Source organism: Arthrobacter sp. 210 2 (assembly GCF_059093025.1).
In genome coordinates this window covers 15,626-34,939 of sequence record NZ_JBNHIE010000005.1, presented here as the reverse complement: position 1 = coordinate 34,939, position 19,314 = coordinate 15,626, and the positions used below count along the sequence as shown (strand labels likewise).

The 19,314-nt window shown below is 61.2% G+C and carries 20 protein-coding genes and 2 pseudogenes; 12 read left to right on the top strand and 10 right to left on the bottom strand.

The window, feature by feature from the left end; genetic code table 11:
- Nucleotides 1-340: 340 nt before the first annotated feature.
- The 3 genes from AC5RWA_RS11285 to AC5RWA_RS11275 are packed head-to-tail and all read right to left on the bottom strand — an operon-like array spanning nucleotide 341 to nucleotide 1,010.
- Nucleotides 341-502 (bottom strand): hypothetical protein, encoded by a 162-nt coding sequence (locus AC5RWA_RS11285; RefSeq protein ID WP_494057885.1) that lies wholly within the window; start codon nucleotides 500-502, stop codon nucleotides 341-343.
- A complete protein-coding gene (locus AC5RWA_RS11280) occupies nucleotides 454-690 on the bottom strand; it encodes a TetR/AcrR family transcriptional regulator C-terminal domain-containing protein (protein ID WP_494057669.1) in 237 nt (78 codons plus the stop codon). Before AC5RWA_RS11280 ends, AC5RWA_RS11285 begins: the two co-directional genes overlap by 49 nt.
- A 53-nt stretch (nucleotides 691-743) precedes the next feature.
- The gene (locus tag AC5RWA_RS11275) at nucleotides 744-1,010 is read right to left on the bottom strand and encodes a TetR family transcriptional regulator (RefSeq protein WP_494057668.1); all 267 of its coding nucleotides are present in this window, start codon (nucleotides 1,008-1,010) and stop codon (nucleotides 744-746) included.
- A 281-nt stretch (nucleotides 1,011-1,291) separates the two neighbouring features.
- Here AC5RWA_RS11275 and AC5RWA_RS11270 point away from each other — a divergent pair, with 281 nt between their 5' ends.
- From AC5RWA_RS11270 to AC5RWA_RS11260, 3 genes and pseudogenes are all read left to right on the top strand, one after another.
- Nucleotides 1,292-1,957 (top strand): hypothetical protein, encoded by a 666-nt coding sequence (locus AC5RWA_RS11270; protein WP_494057667.1) that lies wholly within the window; start codon nucleotides 1,292-1,294, stop codon nucleotides 1,955-1,957.
- 883 nt (nucleotides 1,958-2,840) lie between these two features.
- Nucleotides 2,841-3,671: pseudogene (locus AC5RWA_RS11265) on the top strand (serine/threonine-protein kinase); the annotation flags it as partial.
- Nucleotides 3,672-3,938: 267 nt separating this feature from the next.
- A complete protein-coding gene (locus AC5RWA_RS11260) occupies nucleotides 3,939-5,996 on the top strand; it encodes a LuxR C-terminal-related transcriptional regulator (protein ID WP_494057876.1) in 2,058 nt (685 codons plus the stop codon).
- Here AC5RWA_RS11260 and AC5RWA_RS11255 read toward each other — a convergent pair.
- Complete coding sequence (locus AC5RWA_RS11255; RefSeq protein ID WP_494057666.1) at nucleotides 5,952-6,278, bottom strand: hypothetical protein; 327 nt, start codon at nucleotides 6,276-6,278, stop codon at nucleotides 5,952-5,954. The genes AC5RWA_RS11260 and AC5RWA_RS11255 overlap by 45 nt on opposite strands.
- Nucleotides 6,279-6,456: 178 nt before the next feature.
- Between AC5RWA_RS11255 and AC5RWA_RS11250 the strand changes: the two genes are divergently transcribed.
- Together AC5RWA_RS11250 and AC5RWA_RS11245 are read left to right on the top strand one after the other, a co-directional pair.
- Entirely contained in the window at nucleotides 6,457-7,203 is a 747-nt protein-coding gene (locus tag AC5RWA_RS11250) for a DUF4386 domain-containing protein (protein ID WP_494057665.1), read from the top strand.
- Nucleotides 7,204-7,339: 136 nt separating this feature from the next.
- A pseudogene (locus AC5RWA_RS11245) lies at nucleotides 7,340-8,383 on the top strand (NAD(P)-dependent alcohol dehydrogenase).
- 238 nt (nucleotides 8,384-8,621) lie between these two features.
- Here the strand turns inward: AC5RWA_RS11245 and AC5RWA_RS11240 are convergent.
- The gene (locus AC5RWA_RS11240) at nucleotides 8,622-9,263 is read right to left on the bottom strand and encodes a TetR/AcrR family transcriptional regulator (protein WP_494057664.1); all 642 of its coding nucleotides are present in this window, start codon (nucleotides 9,261-9,263) and stop codon (nucleotides 8,622-8,624) included.
- A 140-nt stretch (nucleotides 9,264-9,403) separates the two neighbouring features.
- Between AC5RWA_RS11240 and AC5RWA_RS11235 the strand changes: the two genes are divergently transcribed.
- Nucleotides 9,404-10,120, top strand: a complete 717-nt coding sequence (locus AC5RWA_RS11235) for a DUF4386 domain-containing protein (RefSeq protein WP_494057663.1) — start codon at nucleotides 9,404-9,406, stop codon at nucleotides 10,118-10,120.
- 39 nt (nucleotides 10,121-10,159) lie between these two features.
- On the opposite strand, the gene AC5RWA_RS11230 is transcribed toward AC5RWA_RS11235, so the two are convergent.
- Entirely contained in the window at nucleotides 10,160-10,726 is a 567-nt protein-coding gene (locus AC5RWA_RS11230; RefSeq protein WP_494057875.1) for a helix-turn-helix domain-containing protein, read from the bottom strand.
- Nucleotides 10,727-10,851: 125 nt separating this feature from the next.
- On the opposite strand from AC5RWA_RS11230, the gene AC5RWA_RS11225 reads away from it, so the two are divergent.
- Entirely contained in the window at nucleotides 10,852-11,253 is a 402-nt protein-coding gene (locus AC5RWA_RS11225) for an FAD-dependent oxidoreductase (protein ID WP_494057662.1), read from the top strand.
- Between the two features lie 48 nt (nucleotides 11,254-11,301).
- Here the strand turns inward: AC5RWA_RS11225 and AC5RWA_RS11220 are convergent, their stop codons facing one another.
- Nucleotides 11,302-11,469, bottom strand: a complete 168-nt coding sequence (locus tag AC5RWA_RS11220; RefSeq protein ID WP_494057661.1) for a hypothetical protein — start codon at nucleotides 11,467-11,469, stop codon at nucleotides 11,302-11,304.
- Here AC5RWA_RS11220 and AC5RWA_RS11215 point away from each other — a divergent pair.
- Nucleotides 11,389-11,781, top strand: a complete 393-nt coding sequence (locus AC5RWA_RS11215; RefSeq protein WP_494057874.1) for an FAD-dependent oxidoreductase — start codon at nucleotides 11,389-11,391, stop codon at nucleotides 11,779-11,781. The genes AC5RWA_RS11220 and AC5RWA_RS11215 overlap by 81 nt on opposite strands.
- A gap of 58 nt (nucleotides 11,782-11,839) precedes the next feature.
- Nucleotides 11,840-12,085, top strand: coding sequence for a putative antibiotic biosynthesis monooxygenase (locus tag AC5RWA_RS11210; RefSeq protein WP_494057660.1), 246 nt, complete (start codon nucleotides 11,840-11,842; stop codon nucleotides 12,083-12,085).
- Between the two features lie 394 nt (nucleotides 12,086-12,479).
- Here the strand turns inward: AC5RWA_RS11210 and AC5RWA_RS11205 are convergent, their stop codons facing one another.
- Complete coding sequence (locus AC5RWA_RS11205) at nucleotides 12,480-12,725, bottom strand: hypothetical protein (RefSeq protein WP_494057659.1); 246 nt, start codon at nucleotides 12,723-12,725, stop codon at nucleotides 12,480-12,482.
- A gap of 1,416 nt (nucleotides 12,726-14,141) precedes the next feature.
- On the opposite strand from AC5RWA_RS11205, the gene AC5RWA_RS11200 reads away from it, so the two are divergent.
- Both AC5RWA_RS11200 and AC5RWA_RS11195 read left to right on the top strand, forming a co-directional pair.
- Complete coding sequence (locus AC5RWA_RS11200) at nucleotides 14,142-15,755, top strand: multicopper oxidase family protein (RefSeq protein ID WP_494057658.1); 1,614 nt, start codon at nucleotides 14,142-14,144, stop codon at nucleotides 15,753-15,755.
- Nucleotides 15,756-16,246: 491 nt separating this feature from the next.
- The gene (locus AC5RWA_RS11195; RefSeq protein WP_494057657.1) at nucleotides 16,247-16,585 is read left to right on the top strand and encodes a DUF7793 family protein; all 339 of its coding nucleotides are present in this window, start codon (nucleotides 16,247-16,249) and stop codon (nucleotides 16,583-16,585) included.
- 820 nt (nucleotides 16,586-17,405) lie between these two features.
- On the opposite strand, the gene AC5RWA_RS11190 is transcribed toward AC5RWA_RS11195, so the two are convergent.
- Entirely contained in the window at nucleotides 17,406-17,798 is a 393-nt protein-coding gene (locus AC5RWA_RS11190; RefSeq protein ID WP_494057656.1) for a hypothetical protein, read from the bottom strand.
- A gap of 598 nt (nucleotides 17,799-18,396) precedes the next feature.
- On the opposite strand from AC5RWA_RS11190, the gene AC5RWA_RS11185 reads away from it, so the two are divergent.
- The gene (locus AC5RWA_RS11185; protein WP_115524523.1) at nucleotides 18,397-18,588 is read left to right on the top strand and encodes a YegP family protein; all 192 of its coding nucleotides are present in this window, start codon (nucleotides 18,397-18,399) and stop codon (nucleotides 18,586-18,588) included.
- A 123-nt stretch (nucleotides 18,589-18,711) separates the two neighbouring features.
- On the opposite strand, the gene AC5RWA_RS11180 is transcribed toward AC5RWA_RS11185, so the two are convergent.
- Nucleotides 18,712-19,284 carry a LysE/ArgO family amino acid transporter gene (locus AC5RWA_RS11180; protein WP_494057655.1) on the bottom strand — a complete coding sequence of 191 codons (573 nt, stop codon included), beginning with the start codon at nucleotides 19,282-19,284 and terminating at the stop codon, nucleotides 18,712-18,714.
- Nucleotides 19,285-19,314: the final 30 nt, after the last annotated feature.

Here is a 19,314-nt window from a genome sequence, read left to right as displayed (position 1 = left end):
GGTAAGAAAATCGAAGAAGGCCCGGCAACCCCCTGAAAAACTCTCCGGCGGTGCAGCCCCACGATACTGAGCCCCGCCACGGCATTACGCCTGCAGTGGGACGACCTGCGGGTGGGGAGGGCTCCTCCGCCTCCCAGACAATGAGCATCCCTGACACGAAGTTCCATATCCCCTCCCCGCGGCGCTACACAACCGCGCGCACCAGGCTTGTCGATCCTCTGCTCTCGGAAGCAACGTGCAGATCGCAAGCTCACGCTCATCTACGCCCGGACCGGCTGCATTAGAGCTGAACTATACGGCGGCCGACTCGTGCCGGGTACGGCGAAATCCCCGGTTCCGCTTACCCTGCATACCCCAGGTCGAGTGCCCGTTCCAGGGCGTCGAGCACCAGGTCCAGGCCCAAGCTAAATTCGTCGGCGTAGTTGTACCCAGGCTGGAGCACATGCTTGGCCATCAGCTCATAAAGGTAGGGGTATTCGCTGGCTGGCAGTTGTGCGAGCATGCGGCGGCCAGTTCCTCAGTGTCAAAGGGCAGGGCCTTTTTCTGCTCGGCGTAACCGTAAACGTAGCTGTCCAGCGCTGAGAAGGCGTGCGCCGTCATCGCCAGCAAGAAGCCCCCGTTCCTGAAGGTCCCGAGCACCCTATCGTGATGCCTCAGTGTCCCGGGACCGGGGCTGGTTGCGGAGTCCATTAGCCCGTTGGCCCACGGGTGGCGCAGCAGGACCCCCGGAGTGGGACGGACCTTTAACGCAGGGCAGTCTTCCAGTCATCATCATGGGAGGGCAGCTCGATCTCGCCATACAGGGTATCGATCATCCCGTTGAGCAGGTCCTCCTTATTGGAGACATGGTTATAAAGCGACATCGCTTCCACACCCAGCCCCTCCCCCAACCGCCGCATGGAGAGCTTCTCCAGGCCGTCCTCATCGGCGAGTCCGATCGCTGTCTGCAGGACCCGTTCCCTGTTCAACCGGGCCCGCCCTTCAAATTGCTGGGCACTCTTCGCCGGCATCTTATAACCCTTTCCGTGTGGTTGACGTTGCCCCATTGACACGCCGCCCGAGACCGTTTTGCCTTGCAGTTGAGAGCACCCACAACCCTAAAGAAATAGGCACGCTTACCGAATGAGCCATTGGGAAATCGTGGCACTGATGTCCCCCGGCTTAGCCGCTCTCGACCCGGGTAGCAATCAGGCCTGTTTATTTCCGCGAAATCATGCGAATACTTGGTGAACCCAACTGCTTCATGAGCCAGCATGTCTGCTCTTGGGGGAGTCAAAAGAGGAGCCTCAGAATGAACACAACAAACGCTCGCCTCACCCGTTTAGCCGGTTTAGCCGCACTGCTTGCAGGGACGTGTTACGTCATCCTTGGCCTGTTCCACGCAGAAAACGCACCTTCAACTGTCACAACAACGAACTGGGTAACCGTCCATGTCCTGGCCTGCGCCATGTCCTTCTTCGGAGTGCTCGGCATTGTGGGACTATATGCGAGACAAGCCGTGAAGTCCGGCTGGCTCGGCTTCGCCGGCTTTGCCATGCTGAGCCTCTGGTTCACCCTCATCATGGGGTTCAGCTTCGTCGAAGCCTTCGTCCTGCCACAAGTTGCCACTACCACGCCCTCATTCGTGGAAGGATGGATGGGGATGCTGAACGGCACAACCAGCAGTCCAGAGCTGGGAATTCTGTCAACACTGTGGACGCTCACAGGCCCGCTCTACATCCTCGGTGGCCTGTTGTTTGGCATTGCAACCTTCAGGGCCGGCATTCTGCCACGCGCTGCTGCACTCCTGCTTATCGTCGGCACAGCATTGGCTCCCGCCGCCGCCCTCCTCCCCTTAGAAGCTCAGCCAAAAATCGCCATACCGACGGGAATCGCTATGGCTTGGCTGGGATATGCGTTACTGACCAAACGGGAAACGCAGTCGCACAACTCAGCGCCCGAGCCAGCTAAAAATTGAGGGACTGAACGGAGGGCTCACCCTCTCATGCCAGTTCGTGCACCCCACCCTGCTACAGCTTCGCGAAGTACGGAGGGTGCATCTCCGAATTGAAGAACTCCTTGCTGCACCCCCCTTGCTGGTCACCGTCCTGGCGCCAGCGGCGTCGTCCCCCCGGGAACGAGCCACCGCAAAAGCTCATCGCCTCGCTACCGGAAGCAGAAGCATGCCACAAAATCCCGTTGGTTTTGCCCTTGCGGTACGAGGCATGAGCTTCAGGCTGAACTACGCCCAAAGCTCGTACATCGCTCTTTGCCTGGTTCTCGGATCAACCGGAATTGATCTACGTTCTCAACGAGAAGTCCGCTCTGCCCGCCCACGGCCGGGGACAATTCTCACAGCTTATCTACCGCTACTGCGGCCAGGGAGCTGCCCCATCGGCTCCTAATTGCAGCCGTGGATAACCCGAATTGAACCCAACATGGACGGATCAAAGTAGCCACGAATTCCGGCCACGTGATTAGCAAGCACAGGTCCGCCCGGCCTAGACAGATTGACGGAATCACAATTATCGACCTTCAAAGCACGGGAGTAGAAGTACCTGCGAGAACTCCGAATTCATATGGATTATGTCGTTTCCGTAGAGAGTGCGTCGGCCTCCGAGGGGCAGCTCATTCCGTCGCTTGTTCTGGCTGTTGTCTTTCCAGTCGTGTAGCGGGAACATTGGGCTTGGAGGCAAAGGCTGTGAACTTCGCCAGTCAAGCTGTTGATGATGCTTCCATCGGCTCAGAAGGGACTAGCTCCGACGAATCTGCAGGGAGACCGGTGTCCGACAGCGATGGTCAGCAGACATCCTATGATTGGTGCTCCCCCTGCGTGGCTTGGTTAAGTCGGTGTTGAGTCGGTGAGACCGTCTGCTGGCCTTATCTTGAGTGATCGCTACGAGCTCTCGAAGCATGTCGCGGTTGGGGGCATGGGAGATGTCTGGGAGGCGTCTGATTTATTCATCGGCCGCACGGTTGCGGTCAAAATCCTCAAAGACGAATACGCCGGCGCCCCAGGCTTCCTTGAGCGTTTCCGTGCGGAGGCGCGGAACGCCGCCTCGGTGAATCATGAGGGTATAGCCATCGTCCATGACTACGGCGAGCTGGAGAACACCGCGTACCTCGTCATGGAGCTGGTGCCTGGCGAGACGCTGTCCGCGGTTCTCAAGCGTGAGTCATCCCTCCCTACTGGCCGGGTGCTCGACATCGTCGCGCAAACCGCGTCCGCCTTGCAGGCCGTGCACGAAGCAGGGCTCACACACCGTGATATCAAACCGGAAAACCTCCTCATGACTCCTGGCGGTCGAGTGAAGATCACCGACTTCGGGATCGCTCGCCTCACCGACCAGGTGTCTCTGACATCTGCCGGACAAGTGATGGGGGCCGTGGAATACATCTCCCCGGAGCAGGTGAGTGGCCGTCCTGCTTCGCCGGCGACGGACATCTATTCTCTCGGCATCGTTGCCTACGAGGCCCTTGCCGGGCGGCGCCCGTTCACCGGCGAATCGCAAGTCGCGATCGCGCTGGCGCACATCAACGAGACCCCGCCTGATCTGCCCTCGCATGTACCGGCAGCGGTGCGCAACCTCGTGCTCTCCTGCATGGCGAAGAATCAATCGGACCGCCCCGCCTCAGCGGGGGATCTGGCTCAGGTGGCCCAAGGGCTCCGGCCGGGGAATGTGGCAGGTTCAAAACGAGCCGGCCGTGACGCCCGACAGCGCCACCGAGGCAACCTGCCGGCAGAGATCAGCAGCTTCGTCGGAAGGCGGCGCCAACTCCAGGACGTCAAAACCAACCTTGCCTCTTCCCGCCTGGTTACCCTCGTCGGACCGGGTGGTGTGGGCAAGACACGCACCGCATTGCGAACAGCGGCCGACCTGGAGCGGGGAGTCGCCGATGGGGTTTGGCTCGCCGAACTTGCTGGACTTCACGATGGGAACCTCGTCCCTCAGGCGGTGATGACCTCGGTGGGGCTTCGCGATGAATCGGACCGTTGGCCACTGTCACGGCTCAGCGACCACATCGCGGATAAGGAGATGCTCCTAGTTTTAGACAACTGTGAACACTTGGTAGACGCGTGCGCCGTGCTTGCGGATTCTCTACTCCGTGAAGCGCCGAAGCTGAGAATTCTTGCGACCAGCAGGCAACCTCTAAGAATCGCCGGGGAACGGGTCGTGACCATCGACCCGCTGTCTCTACCGAGATCCGACGGACCCCTAGTCCCTGAACGCGTGGCACAGTCTGAGGCGGTTGCCCTTCTTATCGAGCGAGCGGGCGCGTCGGGCGCGGACCTCAGACTGACCGAGAACAACGTTGCGGACGTCGTCGAACTCGCCCGGCAGCTCGACGGCATCCCGCTGGCCATCGAGCTTGCCGCGGTGCGGCTTCGCACACTGGGCCTGGAGCAACTGGTCGGACGGCTAAGCGACCCCTTCCGTCTGCTCAGCGGCGGCAGTGCCGCGGCGCCAGCCCGTCAGCAAACGCTTGAGGCAACGATAGCCTGGAGCCACGACCTCCTCGGATCCGAGGAGCGAAGGGTGCTGCGACGCCTGTCAGTCTTCCCGGCTTCGTTCACGTTGGACGCCGCCGAGCGCGTGTGCGTTGCCGGGCCGCCCCCCTCGCCAGATGTTCTAGATGCTCTCACCGCTCTCGTCGACCGTTCCTTCATCAACATCGAACGAACGGGCAGACAAGTCCGCTACCGTCTCCACGAGACAATGCGCCATTTTGCCATAATGCGGCTCCGCGCGGCGGGCGAGGAGCGCCTCGCCCGCCACGCGCACCTCTCGTTTTTTGCCGAGATGTGCCGCCGAGCAGACTCGGACGGCCGGGAAGTGGATGACGAGTCCAAGCTTGCGTTCCTCGAGGCACTCGACGCCGAGGCGGAGAACATCCGCGGGGCACTGGGGTTGTGCTTGGCAGAGCCCACCTATACCGAAGTTGGCCTCAAGATGGCGACCGGCCTCGGCCGGTACTGGACGAACCGAGCGCTAAGCGAGGGCGTCCACTGGATCGACGTCCTCCTTGATCGGCCCACCAGCGACGAGAGCGCAAGGGGCCGCGCTTTGTTCGTCCGAAGCTACCTCGCCGTGGCGCAGAGTGACCACCCGGCGGGCCTGGAGGCGGCGGCTGAAGCCGCCCGAATCGCACGCGCTGGAGGCGACGATGTTCTGCTCGTGCGGATTCTGGCGATGGAGGCGGCGTTGCATGTCATGGACTCCGACCTGCCCTCAGCCCGGGGTGCCTCAGTTGAGGCACACGAGCTCGCCGACGCGCTGGGCAACGACATCGCGCACATCGCCGCAGCCCAGTCCGAGGCGCTGATCGCGTCAATGGACGGTGACTTCGTGCGGATGCGTGAGGTGGGACTGGCCGCGGCAGAGCGATGCAGGCGCGTACATGAGATCTACATGCTCAGCACCCACCTCACCAGTGCAGGAGTGGCCTCGATGATGCTCGGGGACTATGCCCAGGCGGAATCCGCCCTGATCGAGGCACTGAAAGCCACCATCCTCCTCGACGATCGTCCCGGTCTGGTGCTCAGGTTGCAGGCACTGGCAGGCAACGCCGCGATGGCGGGCCAATTAGAACGCGCCGCCAAGCTTCTAGGGGCCACTGACATGCTGCGAATGCAAGGCGGATACCGCGTCAGCCCCTTCATCCGTCCCCTTGTAGAGCAGGCCACGCAGCTTGCAAAAGCTCAGCTCGGCAATGAACGATACTCGCGAGCTTTGCGCGAAGGCACCCAACTCGACAATGACGCCGCGCTGGCACTCGCGCTTGGAACAAAGGCGGTCCGCGCCGCCGGCCCCCGGCCCAAGACTGCCGATCCTCTCAGTAAGCGAGAGCGGCAAATCGCCGAACTCGCGGCGGAGGGACTAAGCAACAAAGAGATCGCCAGCCGCCTATTCGTCTCCGAGCGAACTGTGGAAACGCATATCTACAACATCCTCAACAAGTACGGCATCAGCTCAAGGACCAAGATCGGTGCCTGGCTTCGGCACCCGGTCGTCTGAAAGGCTGCAGCTGTCGCCCGGCAACGCCAAGTAAAGAACCTCGCGGATCCGCCCAGCAGGGAGCAAGGCCAGCGAGACGAGACTGCGCGCCGCTTCGATGGTCACCGCCTCCATCAGGAAGACCATCCAACCCTCCTGATCTATCACTCCGGCTAAAAGAGGGCGAACGGCGACCGCTCTCTCCCCCAGCCTCGACTGAGCCGCCCGGAGGGTCCGCAGGGCACGGCCAACGTCTACCCTGTCGGACTCGGGGACCGGAATCTCGACCAGAAAGTAACTCATAGTCCCAGACTCACCCCTAAGCAACGGCACCGTATCCCGGGAAACACCGAGCGGGTACGCAAATCGGGCGTGACTGCCCCAGGTTTTCAGTACCGGCTACGTACTTACCCGGATTCGACGGGCAATGCATGACGGGCACGCTGGAAACACCATTACTTCCAACCTGCAAGGACATCTGATGAACCAGGCAACATCTTCCCCCACTGCGATTCCAGCCTCCCGTCCAGCAGATCCGCCTCCAGGCGAGCTACCGGGCTCCCGCATGAAGCAGTCACGGATTCTCGGAGGACTGTTCTTGGCTGGCTTCCTCGTCTACGGAAGTGGCTTGTCCGTCGTCGCTTCCCTGGTCCAGGGCCCGGACTTCCTGAACACGATTGCACCGCTTCAAACGCTGCTCGCCCTTGGCGCCTTCCTCATGCTCCTCAACACAGCAGTTGATATCGCCAAGGCGGTTCTCTTCTTTCCGATCCTGGAGCGCCACAGCAAACGGACGGCCTTGACGTATTTCGCCGCCCTGATCACACAGGTAGCTTTTCTGAGCATCGGCGCCCTCGCGATCCTCATGCTCATCCCGCTGTCCGAACACGCCGGTGAGCCCGGCGCCGACACCCTAGGCACGATCCTGGTCGAGTTGAACGGCATGGCCTACCAAGTCGGCCAGATGACGCTCGGCGTCGGCGCCATCTTCCTATGCACGCTGCTGTTCAAGACCCGGCTGGTCCCACGATGGCTCGCCGTTTCGGGCCTGATCGGGTACACAAGCCACGTCGCAGGAACAATCGCCGAGCTGTTCGGGGTCGAGATCGGCTTCTATCTCACGATGCCCGGCTTCTTTTTCGAGCTTGCACTGCCCCTGTGGCTGCTCATCAAGGGCTTCCAAAGAGAAGCGTTCGAGGGGCGCAGCCCCGTACTGACGACCGTCTGACCTTTGGTTGCCCCCTCCAGCGAGCGTGGCATCCGAATCCGCCATGGCCGCCCGCCTTTGGCCAGCTACACAGAAACTGGCCGGCGTTCCCGCTACCCCCCAACCGCACAACTAACCGACCGAAAGGCACCAGATCATGAAAATCACCACCCCTCCGACGACCACACTTCGGCAGGCGATCGCACCGGCAGCGACAACGATGAAAGCGATTCTGCAGACCCGCTACGGCTCGGCCGATGTGCTGCGCCTCGCGGACGTCCCGACGCCAACAATCGGCGGCGACGAGGTGCTCATCCGAGTGCGTGCTGCTGGAGTGAACCACGCGGACTGGGTTCACACCTCCGGCCGCCCGCTGATCGCACGCCTGGCCTTCGGATGGCGCTTCCCGAAGCAGAGCATCAGAGGTAAGGATCTGGCCGGGCAGGTCGAGGCAGTAGGCAAGAACGTGACACAGTTCCGCCTGGGAGACCACGTGTTCGCGGAAGTTGAGGCTGGTGCTTTCGCCGAATACGCAATAGTCCCCGCGACCCTTCTGGCGATGAAGCCGGCGAATCTCACGTTCGAGCAGGCGGCGACCGTGCCACTGGCGGCGAGAACGGCCCTGCAAGCGCTTCGTGATGGAGGAAATCTCCGGTCCGGACAAACCGTACTCATCAACGGAGCCTCTGGCGGTGTCGGGACTTATGCGGTGCAGATTGCCAAGGCCCTCGGGGCCGAGGTCACCGCCGTATCCAGCACGAGAAATACAGAACTGGTCCGGTCCCTCGGAGCCCTCGATGTCATTGACTACACCAAGGAGGATTTCACCGCGAGCGGGCGCCGCTACGATGTCATCCTCGATCTGATCGGGAACCATACACTGACCCAGCTACGACGCGCCTTGACCCACAACGGCACACTCGTCCTGTCCAGCGGCACTGGCAGCGCCGTATTTGGTCCCATGAGACGCATCATCAGCGCACTGGCGCTGTCACCGTTCGTGAGCCAGAACCTGCGCATCTTCTAGCCGACGTTAGGCACCGAGGTTCTGGAAGAGCTGCGCCATCTCATCGAATCCGGCCAGGTCACTCCGGCGATCGACCGTACCTACGCACTCCCCGATGCCCCTGAGGCCATCCGCTACTTCGCCGAAGAACACGCCCGCGGGAAGATTGTCATCACAATAGAGGAGCAGGCCTAAAGGTTGGACGCGAAAGGGCAACCCGACACACGGGACACAGTGAATTGACGAGATTCTGAATAACGGGCATGGCCGACCCTTCCCGGCACCTGTCATGTTTGGTCCGGTCCCCGGTGGCCGCCGACCGGGGTCCCTTACTAGCGAACACGGCTCTGGACCTGCCGAGTGACCCCCACCTATGCAATGTGTGAACTATACGGCCAGCCGGTGCTGTGTAGGGCCGTCCCCCTGTCGTTGCTTAGTCCGCGCCCTCCTCGTCGCGTGCCCGTTCCAATGCGTCGAGCACCAGGTCCAGGCCGAAGCTGAATTCGTCGGCGTAGTTGTACCCGGGCTGCAGCACATGCTTGGCCATCAGCTCATGGAGGTAGGGGTATTCGCTGGCTGGCAGTTGTGCGAGCATGGCGTTGGCCATGGCGGCGGCCTGTTCCTCGGTGTCAAAGGGCAGGGCCTTTTCCTGCTTGGTGTAACCGTAAACGTAGCTGTCCAGCGCCGAAATGGCGTGCGCCGTCATCGCCAGGGAGAAGCCCCCGTTCCGGAAGGTTCCGAGCACCCTGTCGTGATGTCTGAGTGTCCCGGGACCGGGGCTGGTTGCGGAGTCCATCAGCCCGTTGGCCCACGGGTGGCGCAGCAGGACCTCCCGGACTGAGACGGACCTTTTACGCAGGGCAGTCTTCCAGTCATCATCGTGGGAGGGCAGCTCGATCTCACCATGCAGGGTATCGATCATCCCGTTGAGCAGGTCCTCCTTGTTCGAGACATGGTTATAGAGCGACATCGCTTCCACCCCCAGCCCCTCCCCCAGCCGCCGCATGGAGAGCTTCTCCAGGCCGTCCTCATCCGCGAGTCCGATCGCTGACTGCAGGACCCGTTCTCTGTTCAACCGGGCCCGCCCCTCAGTCCGCTGAACACTCTTCGCCGGCATCTCATTACCTTTCCGCGTGGTTTATGTTGCCCCATTGACAAGCTTACACCGTAGGCGTAGCTTACTTACATCATAAGCTTACAGCGTAAGGAAGAATGATGAGCAACCTGGCCACCACCCCCACCACCCCCACCGCTACACCCGCTTCGAGCCAATCGCCGCGCCTGGACTTCCGGACCTGGTCCCCCGCCACCGCCAGCCTCGTCTCCGGCCTCGGCCTGCTGGCCATGGTGGTCCTGATGACGGTCGGCTACTTCGGCGCCGTCGTACCCCTCATCACCCCAGGTGATGCAGCCAAGACAGCCGCCGACATCTCACAGTCCGGCATGGTGTATCTGGCCGGCGTTCTCGCCATCTTCCTGGTCACGCTCATCGACGTCCTGGCCGCAGTTGCCTGGTTCGCACTCTTCAAGAACGTAAACCCGAAACTGTCCGCCGTTGCCGCGTGGATGCGTGTCACCTTCGCAGGGTTGTTTGCAGTGGCAACCAGCCAGCTGGCCTACGCCTACACCGTTCTCGATCAGCCCGAACTGGCTCTGCACGCCATCGAATCATTCCGGACAATCTGGCTCATCAGCCTCGGCCTTTTCGGCCTGTACCTGATCCTGATCGGCTACCTGGAATTCCGCTCAGCCTTCGTACCCAAGGTCTTCGGCGTACTTCTGTTCATCTCCGGCACCGGGTACATCATCGACGCCATCGGCGTCGCGTTTGTCGACGGATTCACCCCGATGTACGGACTGTTCGCCATCATCGGCGAAACAGCCGCGATCTTCTGGCTCCTGATCAAAGGCCGCAAGCTCACCATCTGCTAAACCCACAACCCCCGACAGAAGCCTCACGGCCGACCCGTCTCAGACGGGCCGGCCATGCTGGTCGTTCCGCTGCTTGTTCGCCTTCGCGCGGACATGCATCCTCTCACCCTGGCCGCCAAAGACACTGAGCACTTCTGCCTGCTGATCCCCGGTGCTCCCGAACCAATGGGGAACGTGGGTATCGAATTCGGCCACCTCCCCCGGCCCGAGGACCAGGTCATGGTCACCGAGCACAAGGCGCATCCGCCCCGAAAGGACATACAGCCACTCATAGCCCTCGTGAGTCTTCAGGACCGGTTCGATCTTGGACGTCGGGATGACGATCTTCCAGGCCTGCATGCCCCCGGGCTGGCGGGTCAGCGGGATCACCGTACGCCCGTTCGCATTGCGGGGCTTCAGACGGATACGGGGATCACCAACTTCAGGTGCCCCCACCAGCTCATCCAAAGGCACCCTGTAAGCCTGGGCCAACGGCAGGAGCAGCTCCAAGCTCGGGCGCCGCTGCCCGGACTCCAACCGCGACAACGTGCTCTTCGAAATACCAGTGGCAGCTGCAAGACTCGTCAACGTCACGCCGCGCTGCATACGAAGACGCTTCAGCCGCACCCCCACCTGATCAAGAGCGGCGGCAATAACAGCTGGCTGGTCAGTCACACCGCTTATCAAACCCCCGATTCCCGGAAACAGCAACGATTGTTGTCCAGACTGGAATCCCGGATGAACCTGAAGCCATGAACGAATACGACGTAGTGATAGTAGGCGGCGGAGCCGCCGGATTATCAGCTGCCCTGGTGCTGACCAGGGCCCGCCGCAAAGTCCTTGTCATCGATTCCGGCGCACCCCGGAACGCCCCGGCCAAGCACATGCATGGCTTCCTTTCCCGCGACGGCCTGCCACCTGCAGAACTCCTGTCCCTGGGACGGGACGAGGTGGAAAGCTACGGCGGCGAAATCACCGGAGGTGTCGTCACTGAACTGGTCCCGGCCGGAAGCTCTGGATTTTGGGTGCTGCTGTCCGACGGCAGGCGCATTTCCACCCGCCGGCTCCTCGTTGCCACAGGGCTTCGTGATGAACTGCCTCCTATCCCGGGTCTTGCCGCCCGGTGGGCGCGGGATGTCCTCCACTGCCCCTAATGCCATGGCTATGAAGTCCGCGACCGGCAGTTCGGCGTACTGGGCGGTTCACCAGAAACCGTCCGTTACACACAAATCGTCCGTCAGTGGGCAAAAGACGTCGTACTGTTCGTCCCAGCCGGGTTCCTGACGCCCATTCAGCGCACAGAACTGCTCGCCCGTGCCATCGGAGTCGTCGAAGCCGGCGTCACCCGGATCCTGAGCGAAGACGACCACCTCCGAGCCGTCGAGATGGAGGACGGCACCACCGTCGCCCGGGACGTGCTGTTCGTTCCACCCCGGTTGGTTCCCACCAATGACCTGCTCATCGGCCTTGGCTGCGAAATCGACGAGACCGGATGGGCCGTCAAAGACGGCACCGGCCAAACAACCGTCCCGGGAGTGTGGATCGCAGGCAACGTAGCGAACCCGCGGGCCCAAGTCATCACCGCGGCCGGCGAAGGCTCCGCAACCGCCATCGCCATCAACGCCGACCTCGTCGACCAGGACGTCAGGAACGCCGTCCGGGCTTTCAACAGCGGCTTCTAACTGCCGCCTCCCGGATCTCAGCAACTCCGCAACCTAATTAGAAACTGAAGGAAACCCGATGTCCGGCACACAGACAACCACCCGCCCCGTACCACCGACGAAACACCAACTGGCACTGATGATCTGGATCGCTGTCTTCCCCACACTGACAGCCATCAACCTCATCTTCGGAAACTGGCTCGCCACCCTGCACCCCGTGCTACGGACCTTTGTCCTGGCAACCGTTGCCGTGCCCATCGTTGTCTATGGCATCATGCCCCAACTTCACCGGCTACGCACCCGAATCGCCAACCGCACGACATAGATGACCGCTTGGAAAAACCACTCCATATCCATTGGCAGAACCATTGGTAACGGCATACCGGAACCTACTGCGTGACAGCCGGCCGCCGCACCCGGTGACGATGCGGGACGTAGCGGTTGTTGAGCTTGCAGTGTGGGCGGCTCAACGGGATCGCCAGGTTCAGGCACGAAACCGCGAAGAAGAACCAGCAGCTGGGTCAACTCGATCCGATGGTCGCTCCCTGGACTGATACTGGTCTTGGCGTTTCGACGGCCACCGAGGCTACCGTCGAAGGGCAGGTTCTGGCCGCCGATCTGGCACTTCTGGCGGAGGCGACCCGCGCAGATCACCGCTGCCGAGGCAGACAAAATTTCCCGATGCTTTGTTTGGCCCCGAAGACGCGGGGGCCCACCAGTTAGGCCACAGAAGCGTTGTCTCGGCGTTCTTTTTCAGGGAGACGGCGGATGAGCAGGGATTCGAAATCAACGAGCTTCCGGGTGCCGCTGCCGGTGTCCAGAATCCAGAACATCCCCATGGACGGCACTGTCTGCAGTACCTTTCCCCGGTTGTAGCGTCGCCCGTTGTGCCAGGCTTCAATCCTGTCCCCGACGACGAGGTCCTCCAGACACCGTATGATTTCGATTGCCTGTTCTTCGGTCATCGCCCCTCCTCTTTTTTGCTGACGGGGCTGAGCCCGTGAACTCATGGTAGGGGCCGTAGTTTGCGCCCACGTTTCTGATGGATGACTTCTTCCATACGAAATTGGGTTCCTAGATTTCGGTTTCCGGGACGTCAGGAGCTGGAGGTCCTGACGTTACTGTCGGGTTGCCGGTGGGCCTTGGAGGCCCAACCGCATGTCTTCACATGCGTATTGTCAGGAGCCGGGTGTGAAGACCTGCCCAGCGGGCACCGGGCTGTTCGATCGATACAGCCCGGCTGAATTTTCCGTTCGCCAGAACAGTATCTCGATACCATTCCTTTCGTCGGTGGAGCGTTCGGCTGCCGCGGCTGCTATGACTTTAGTGTTCGAACCAGCCGTATCGCCGGCAAGCGGTCAGAGGGGCGGCGAGTAGGCCGTGCCGTTGTGCGGCCCAGTATCTCTTCCAGGGCGCAGGAGGCCAGCTGTCCTTTGTTTATCTGTTCTGGCCTATTGCGCCAGCTGTTGGGGTCAGGTTGTTTTGTCCGGCGGGTGCAGAAGTGGGGCGTGGTGTTCTGAGGTTCCAGGCGAGGCTTGCGGCCCAGATGAGGAGCATGATCAGAAAATATTGCCAGCAGCGTGTCGAGGACGGCTGTTCCGGGCAGCAGGAAGGCCGCGGCACCTGCCAGTAGCAGGGGCGCAAGGAGCAGCGTTTGAATCCGGAGCCGCCGTGCAGTTGGGCGGGTGGGGTTCGGGACTGAACGTTTGGCTGTGGTGACGAGGACGGCGGGCAGAACGATTTTGATGCTGTCGGCATAGTTGATGGCGTGGAACAGGGGGTCAGGCTCTGCTGGCCGGTAGTGGTGGTGGTGTTCCGCGTTGCGGCTACTGCAATCCCTACCTGTGCCAGGGACGCTGCTGCTGCGACGGGCACTGCCCCTGCCAACCTCCAGCTACGGCATTTCGACCTACGGTGAGCAAGCGGTCACCCTCGATGCTCTCCTCCTCGCAGCTTATGAGGCGCTTTACCGGGCCAAGGCGCACGGACACCCTGAACCCGGCCGGGCTGCACGCCTACGGGCCTGATCGGATTGGCACGGACCGTCCCGCGGCTGTCCACCTCGCCCCGTCCAGCCAACCGAACAGCATCCAACTCGAAAGCCTGGACCGGGCTGAGAGCAAAGACTAGGTTTTCCGAAACCGGGACGGAACTTATCAGAAGTCGAAGATGACCTCGAAGTCTGCGGGCCGTCCGCCGGCCATGACAGCGGCAGCGAGAACGTGCAGCGTCGGGGGTGCCTTGGCAGGAGGGACTCAGTGTGTCGACCGATAGTGACCGCATTGGCCTTCATGGTTTCTCCAAGGGCTGGGTAATACGGTGCAGTAAAACTCCAAGCTGGGCGGGGCAAGGTCGAGGCAGTGAACTAAGGAAGGCCCGCCATGACAATTTCTCGCCGTCAGGTTCTGTTGATTGGGGGACTCGGAGTCCTTGGAGCAGGCAGCGCCATGGTGCCCACCGGATCGGTAGAGGCCAAGTCGGCCAGCCGGCTGAGTGACAGGGATATGCCGCGTCCATTCCAGGCACCCTTTGTCCAGGCTCCAATCCTTGAGCCGTATTCCACTGGCATCGATCCCGCGGACGGGCAGCCCGTCAATTACTACCGGGTCACGGAGAAGGCCGCTACGGCTAATATCCTGCCACGGCTGACCACGCCCATTCTCGGGTACAACGGCTTGTTCCCGGGTCCGACTATCAGCCTGGACCAGGGCACAAAAGCTGTATTAAGGGTCCGTAACCAGCTCCCGGCGCTGCACGCCCTGGACGGTCACGCCCTGGCCACGTCCACCCACTTGCATGGGTCAGCGTCGCTGCCGCAGTATGACGGCTACGCCAGCGACATCACGCCCCCGGGGTTCTACAAGGACTATCACTTCCCCAACTTCCAGCCCGCCCGCACCCTGTGGTACCACGACCACGGAGTCCACTTCACTGCCCTGAACGCTTACTCCGGCCTCGCGGCGCAGTACCACATGCATGATCCCATCGAACGACAGCTGCTCCCGCAGGGCCGCTACGATGTTGCGTTGACCGTCAACGATGCAATGTTTGCCGCCAACGGGTCCCTGGGTTACGACGACAACAGCCACTCGGGCCTATGGGGCGACGTCATTCTGGTCAACGGAAAGCCCTGGCCGGTCATGAAGGTGCAGAAACGGGTGTACCGCTTCCGGATCCTGAACTGCTCCATCTCCCGCTCCCTGCGGCCTGCGCTCAGCACCGGGGATCCCTTGGTAGTGGTGGCCACGGACGGTGGCTTGATGCCGGCAGCCCAAAGCGTGGCCAGCTACCGTCACGCCGGGGCCGAGCGGTATGAGGTGCTGATCGATTTCCGGAAATACAAGACGGGGCAGCGGATCGAGCTCCGGAACCTGTCCAACAAGAACAACGTGGACTACGACTACACCAACAAAATCATGGCATTCGACGTCACGGACGAGCCGGTGGATACCTCTGACCCCACCTGGAACCGGATCCCGACGACCCTGACCGGCAGCGAAACGATGTCGCTGACCACAGCGCAATCCGTGAAAACACGCACCTTCCGGGTCAAGCGGAACGACACCACCAACCTCTGGACCATCAACGATGACAGTTGGCAGGACGTCATCGCCAGCGGATACAAGAAAGCGGTGGCCGATCCAGCGCTGAACTCCGTGGAAATCTGGGAATTCGAGAACAAGTCGGGCGGCTGGTTCCACCCGCTGCACATCCATTTGGTGGACTTCCAGATCCTCAGCCGCAACGGAAGGGCGCCCTTCGCCTACGAGCGTGGCCCGAAGGACGTGGTGTACATCGGTGAAGACGAGACAGTCAGGCTCCTGATGAAGTTCACCCCCCACAAGGGCGTCTACATGATGCACTGCCACAACCTGCCGCACGAGGACCACGACATGATGGTCCAATTCCGGGTGGGCCTCAAAGAGACCGACGCGGACGACAACGATCCCATGACAGCGGCCAAAGCTCAATGGGACGACGAGAAGGACTCATGACGGCACAAATGAAGCCCCACAGCTACGTGCGCGGTGCCTTTCATCCTTCTCCCCCGCTAATAAGGGTCGAGAATGTGTACCCAACCGGAAAGTAGGAGTAAAGTCTCGGCCTGCAGGTGAAGGAGAAGTGGCAGCCGCCGCAGAGCCTGAACGTCTTAGACGTTATCCACCGCCGAGGGAGCTACCCCACGGCTCGCAAAATTCCAAAGTGGAGTACCGGAATTGACCCAGTCATGGACAGCTCAAGGTCACCTCGGCGCTGCAGGACACCACGCACTAAGCCGACATCACCCCTGGGGTAGACCACAAGAGCTTTCCCTCCTCATGGGGAACGACCGGCGCCTACTTCGCGGGGATCCACCCAACGGGCACTACAAACCGCCCCCGCAGGGGGTGGAGCCTTAGCCAGTCGAATTACATTAGGCTTTGAACAAAGCGTAATGGGGGTACAGGTAATGGCGTCTGTTGGGTCAGGCAAAGCGGAACTGTTCATGGACGAGCATGGGATTCTCCAGCTTAAATGGGCCCGCAACGCCACCATCGAGGCAAGTGACGCCGAAACAGCCTTGCACATGGTCAATAACCTATGCGGACCGACTGAACGCCGACTGCTGGTGGACATGGCCACAACGTCCGCGGTCAGTCGCGGGGCCCGGGCTGTTTTTGCCCGGCCTTGCCAGGCGTCACACGTCGCGTTGCTGGGCGCTTCACCCGTAGACAAGGTCGTCGCTAACTTCGTCCTGGCCATGAACAAGACGACCCGTCCCAAACGCTTCTTCACCTCAAGGACAGAAGCCATGGAATGGCTAATGAAAAGCACCACTGCCTGACTTATCACCTCACCGAGAAAATCTTTAAGGACGTCTGTCCAGAAACCGACGAAGAATTTCCAAACGAGACGCCCCGCGACGTGGTGAACCGATGGGGCTTCCCAGCGCTCAAAGCACAGGACGGACAGAAACGTAGGGAGCGCCCCGATGCGATTGGGCCAAACGGTGGCCGCTCAGGTCTGACTACCTGGCCAGGTGCGGCGCATCTGCAACCCCCAATACAGATCAGAAGAATCCAGGGGCGAAGGATATGGCCCAGCCCCCAACAGGTTGTCCAGGGCCCTATCCTCGCCAGTCAGTAGCCCTCCCACTCTGCGGGAGAAGGCTGTTCTGCTTGAGGACTACGCGCACGTGCAGCTGGCGTTCTGTATGTAAAGGAGCCCGTGGGGCAGGACGAGGCCAGACGGAGGTTCCGTCCCTGTCAACATCAGGCTTGCCGGTAAAAGAAGGTGTCCTCAAAAGCACTGGAGGCTGCTGCTTAACCGGGGCACGAGAATATCAAAAATTGAGAAGATTTTGTGAATCCACTTCCTGGTCAAGGGTTGTTTGAGGACCGATGGTTGAAATGAGACGGGATCTCCAGTAAGCCTTGACACCGACACCGGAGAGTCGCCGTGACTCTGGCGGCGTAGCTGTTCGGCCCGCCGATGCCGGTTTCGTTGTCCCGCGTCAGCCGCCGCGACACCGCACGCGGGGACCCGATCAGCTCCCACATCCCGGCCAGCAGGTCCCCGGTCATCCTCGGCGGATCATCCGGCCCAAGAGAACCGTGAATGCGGAGGTACTGGCCCCAGCGGGGGCGGAGTGAAGCGCCCTGCAGTTAGTGTGTCCACTCCATAGGAACTTTTGCCATCATTAGCGGTTCGTGGTTTGCGCTGTAATCGTCCCCGGCATGCCGTGCATGAAGGCCGCCGCTGAGGATGGTCACGTCCCTTGTTCGGGCAGCTTCAAGCCACGGGGCAATATCGGGGTCCTCGGGGTCGAATTGCCGCGACCACACCAGGTTGTCGTCGACCAGCAACAGGATCGGTCCCTCGGTAGAGGCGCGGCACCGGACGCTGCCGTCGCCCAGCTGTGCTTTGAGCACGATATCTTCAAGGTCTGTAGTGCGGGCAGGTTTGAAACCGCGTCCCAGAAGTTCAGGCGGCGCCAGCAGGCACTGCTGGGCGTCCGCATTCCCCGCGGCTGCGATGTCCAATGGATTGAGTGCCACCACCGCGTAGTGCAGTGTACCGAAAGAGCCTTCTATCCCGACAGTAAACCGGCTTCCGAAGCTCTTTACTCTGGGTGATGCTGTGTACATTGCCAGTGCCCCCGCCCCTGTGAAACAAGGGCACGATCCGCCCCCGGGAAAAACGATAGTGCGCACTGGCCCGGCAGAAAATAGAATTACTCCATCAATACGACAAATTGTGTGAATCTTGAGACAAAGGCCGCGGCCCTCGACCGGCTAGTTCCCCGTTGGCTCGTTCGTGGTCGCCAGAGCTTCAAGATCTCTGATAAGTCGTCGCACCTCGTGCTCACGACCCCGGCCTGGCATTGTTAGCTCTTTTTTGAGCCCGCCGACCGAGCGCCCGACGCTGCGGGAGCCGAGTGAAACTTGCGGACGTGGTGAGCATTTTGCCTGCGTGAAGAACCCGCCCCGCCCCTGGGTCCGGAAATGTCCCCTCCCGGCAGTCGTACTCGTGAGTAAACGATTTCTCCGGTACGGTTGATCTGTCGGGCGGCTGGGGGGCCGGAGCGCAGAGAAGCGCTTTCATCAGGTGACGCAAACCCGGGGCCCCGCGCTTTGGGCAGCATAAGGGGAATCCATGACCGGATCATTCGAGCTTTATAACGTCGATCGCACCTATTACGGGTTCAGGCTCAAGGCGGCCGACGGCTCCGTTATTGCCGTGTCTGGTCGCTACCCGGATAAGGAATCCGCAGTTCAGGGAATCCGGACAGTGCGCGAGTGCGCGGCGACCGGGCTTATCAGTGACCACTGCACCCTTGGCGCCTAAGTGTACTGAGCCAGGACACCTGCCGCACTTGCGCGACATCATTTCGAAGACCATTGCCTTGACGAGAGGCCAGTTCCGCGCTGGCTGTCGAAGCCTATCTGTCAGGCCTCGCCGCCGGGAGAATTAGTGGAGCATTAACTTAACGGCTATGCCGAGCATAACGACGCCTGTGACTGCTTCTATTACCTGCCACGAACGCGGACTGCTGAGGACTGCAGATAGCGCTTGTGCTCCATAGCCTAAAGCTGGGAACCAGGCAGCGCTTGCTGCGACAGCCCCTGCGACGAACACCCATCGAGCCTCAATGCCGTGCTGGTTGGCCAGTCCGCCCAGCAACACGACCGTATCAAGGTAGACGTGCGGGTTGAGGTATGTCACCGCCAGTGTGGTGCTTACGACTGAACCTCGGGAGCGGGCAGCGTAGCCGGCTAAAGTTGAGGGTGTAACGGAGGCCGCGAAAGACCGTGCCGCCCAACAAAGCAGGTATATCGCGCCGACCCATTTCAGGACAATCAATGCAGCGGGAGCCTGGGTAACCACAACCCCGACACCCAAGGTCCCAGCGGTGATCAGCATCGCGTCGCTGACTGTACAAAGTGCTACCACCACACCTACGTGTTCACGACGAATGCCTTGGTGCAACACAAACGCGTTCTGTGCACCGATGGCGACAATCAGTGCCAGGCCGGTAATCAACCCCGCAACCCAAATGCTTAGCACAAGCTA

Bases quoted from the DNA above. Each gene is read 5' to 3' on its own strand.
- AC5RWA_RS11285 (WP_494057885.1), bottom strand. From the start codon at position 502: ATGCTCGCACAACTGCCAGCCAGCGAATACCCCTACCTTTATGAGCTG.
- AC5RWA_RS11280 (WP_494057669.1), bottom strand. From the start codon at position 690: ATGGACTCCGCAACCAGCCCCGGTCCCGGGACACTGAGGCATCACGAT.
- AC5RWA_RS11275 (WP_494057668.1), bottom strand. From the start codon at position 1,010: ATGCCGGCGAAGAGTGCCCAGCAATTTGAAGGGCGGGCCCGGTTGAAC.
- AC5RWA_RS11270 (WP_494057667.1), top strand. From the start codon at position 1,292: ATGAACACAACAAACGCTCGCCTCACCCGTTTAGCCGGTTTAGCCGCA.
- AC5RWA_RS11260 (WP_494057876.1), top strand. From the start codon at position 3,939: ATGACCTCGGTGGGGCTTCGCGATGAATCGGACCGTTGGCCACTGTCA.
- AC5RWA_RS11255 (WP_494057666.1), bottom strand. From the start codon at position 6,278: ATGAGTTACTTTCTGGTCGAGATTCCGGTCCCCGAGTCCGACAGGGTA.
- AC5RWA_RS11250 (WP_494057665.1), top strand. From the start codon at position 6,457: ATGAACCAGGCAACATCTTCCCCCACTGCGATTCCAGCCTCCCGTCCA.
- AC5RWA_RS11235 (WP_494057663.1), top strand. From the start codon at position 9,404: ATGAGCAACCTGGCCACCACCCCCACCACCCCCACCGCTACACCCGCT.
- AC5RWA_RS11225 (WP_494057662.1), top strand. From the start codon at position 10,852: ATGAACGAATACGACGTAGTGATAGTAGGCGGCGGAGCCGCCGGATTA.
- AC5RWA_RS11210 (WP_494057660.1), top strand. From the start codon at position 11,840: ATGTCCGGCACACAGACAACCACCCGCCCCGTACCACCGACGAAACAC.
- AC5RWA_RS11205 (WP_494057659.1), bottom strand. From the start codon at position 12,725: ATGACCGAAGAACAGGCAATCGAAATCATACGGTGTCTGGAGGACCTC.
- AC5RWA_RS11200 (WP_494057658.1), top strand. From the start codon at position 14,142: ATGACAATTTCTCGCCGTCAGGTTCTGTTGATTGGGGGACTCGGAGTC.
- AC5RWA_RS11195 (WP_494057657.1), top strand. From the start codon at position 16,247: ATGGACGAGCATGGGATTCTCCAGCTTAAATGGGCCCGCAACGCCACC.
- AC5RWA_RS11185 (WP_115524523.1), top strand. From the start codon at position 18,397: ATGACCGGATCATTCGAGCTTTATAACGTCGATCGCACCTATTACGGG.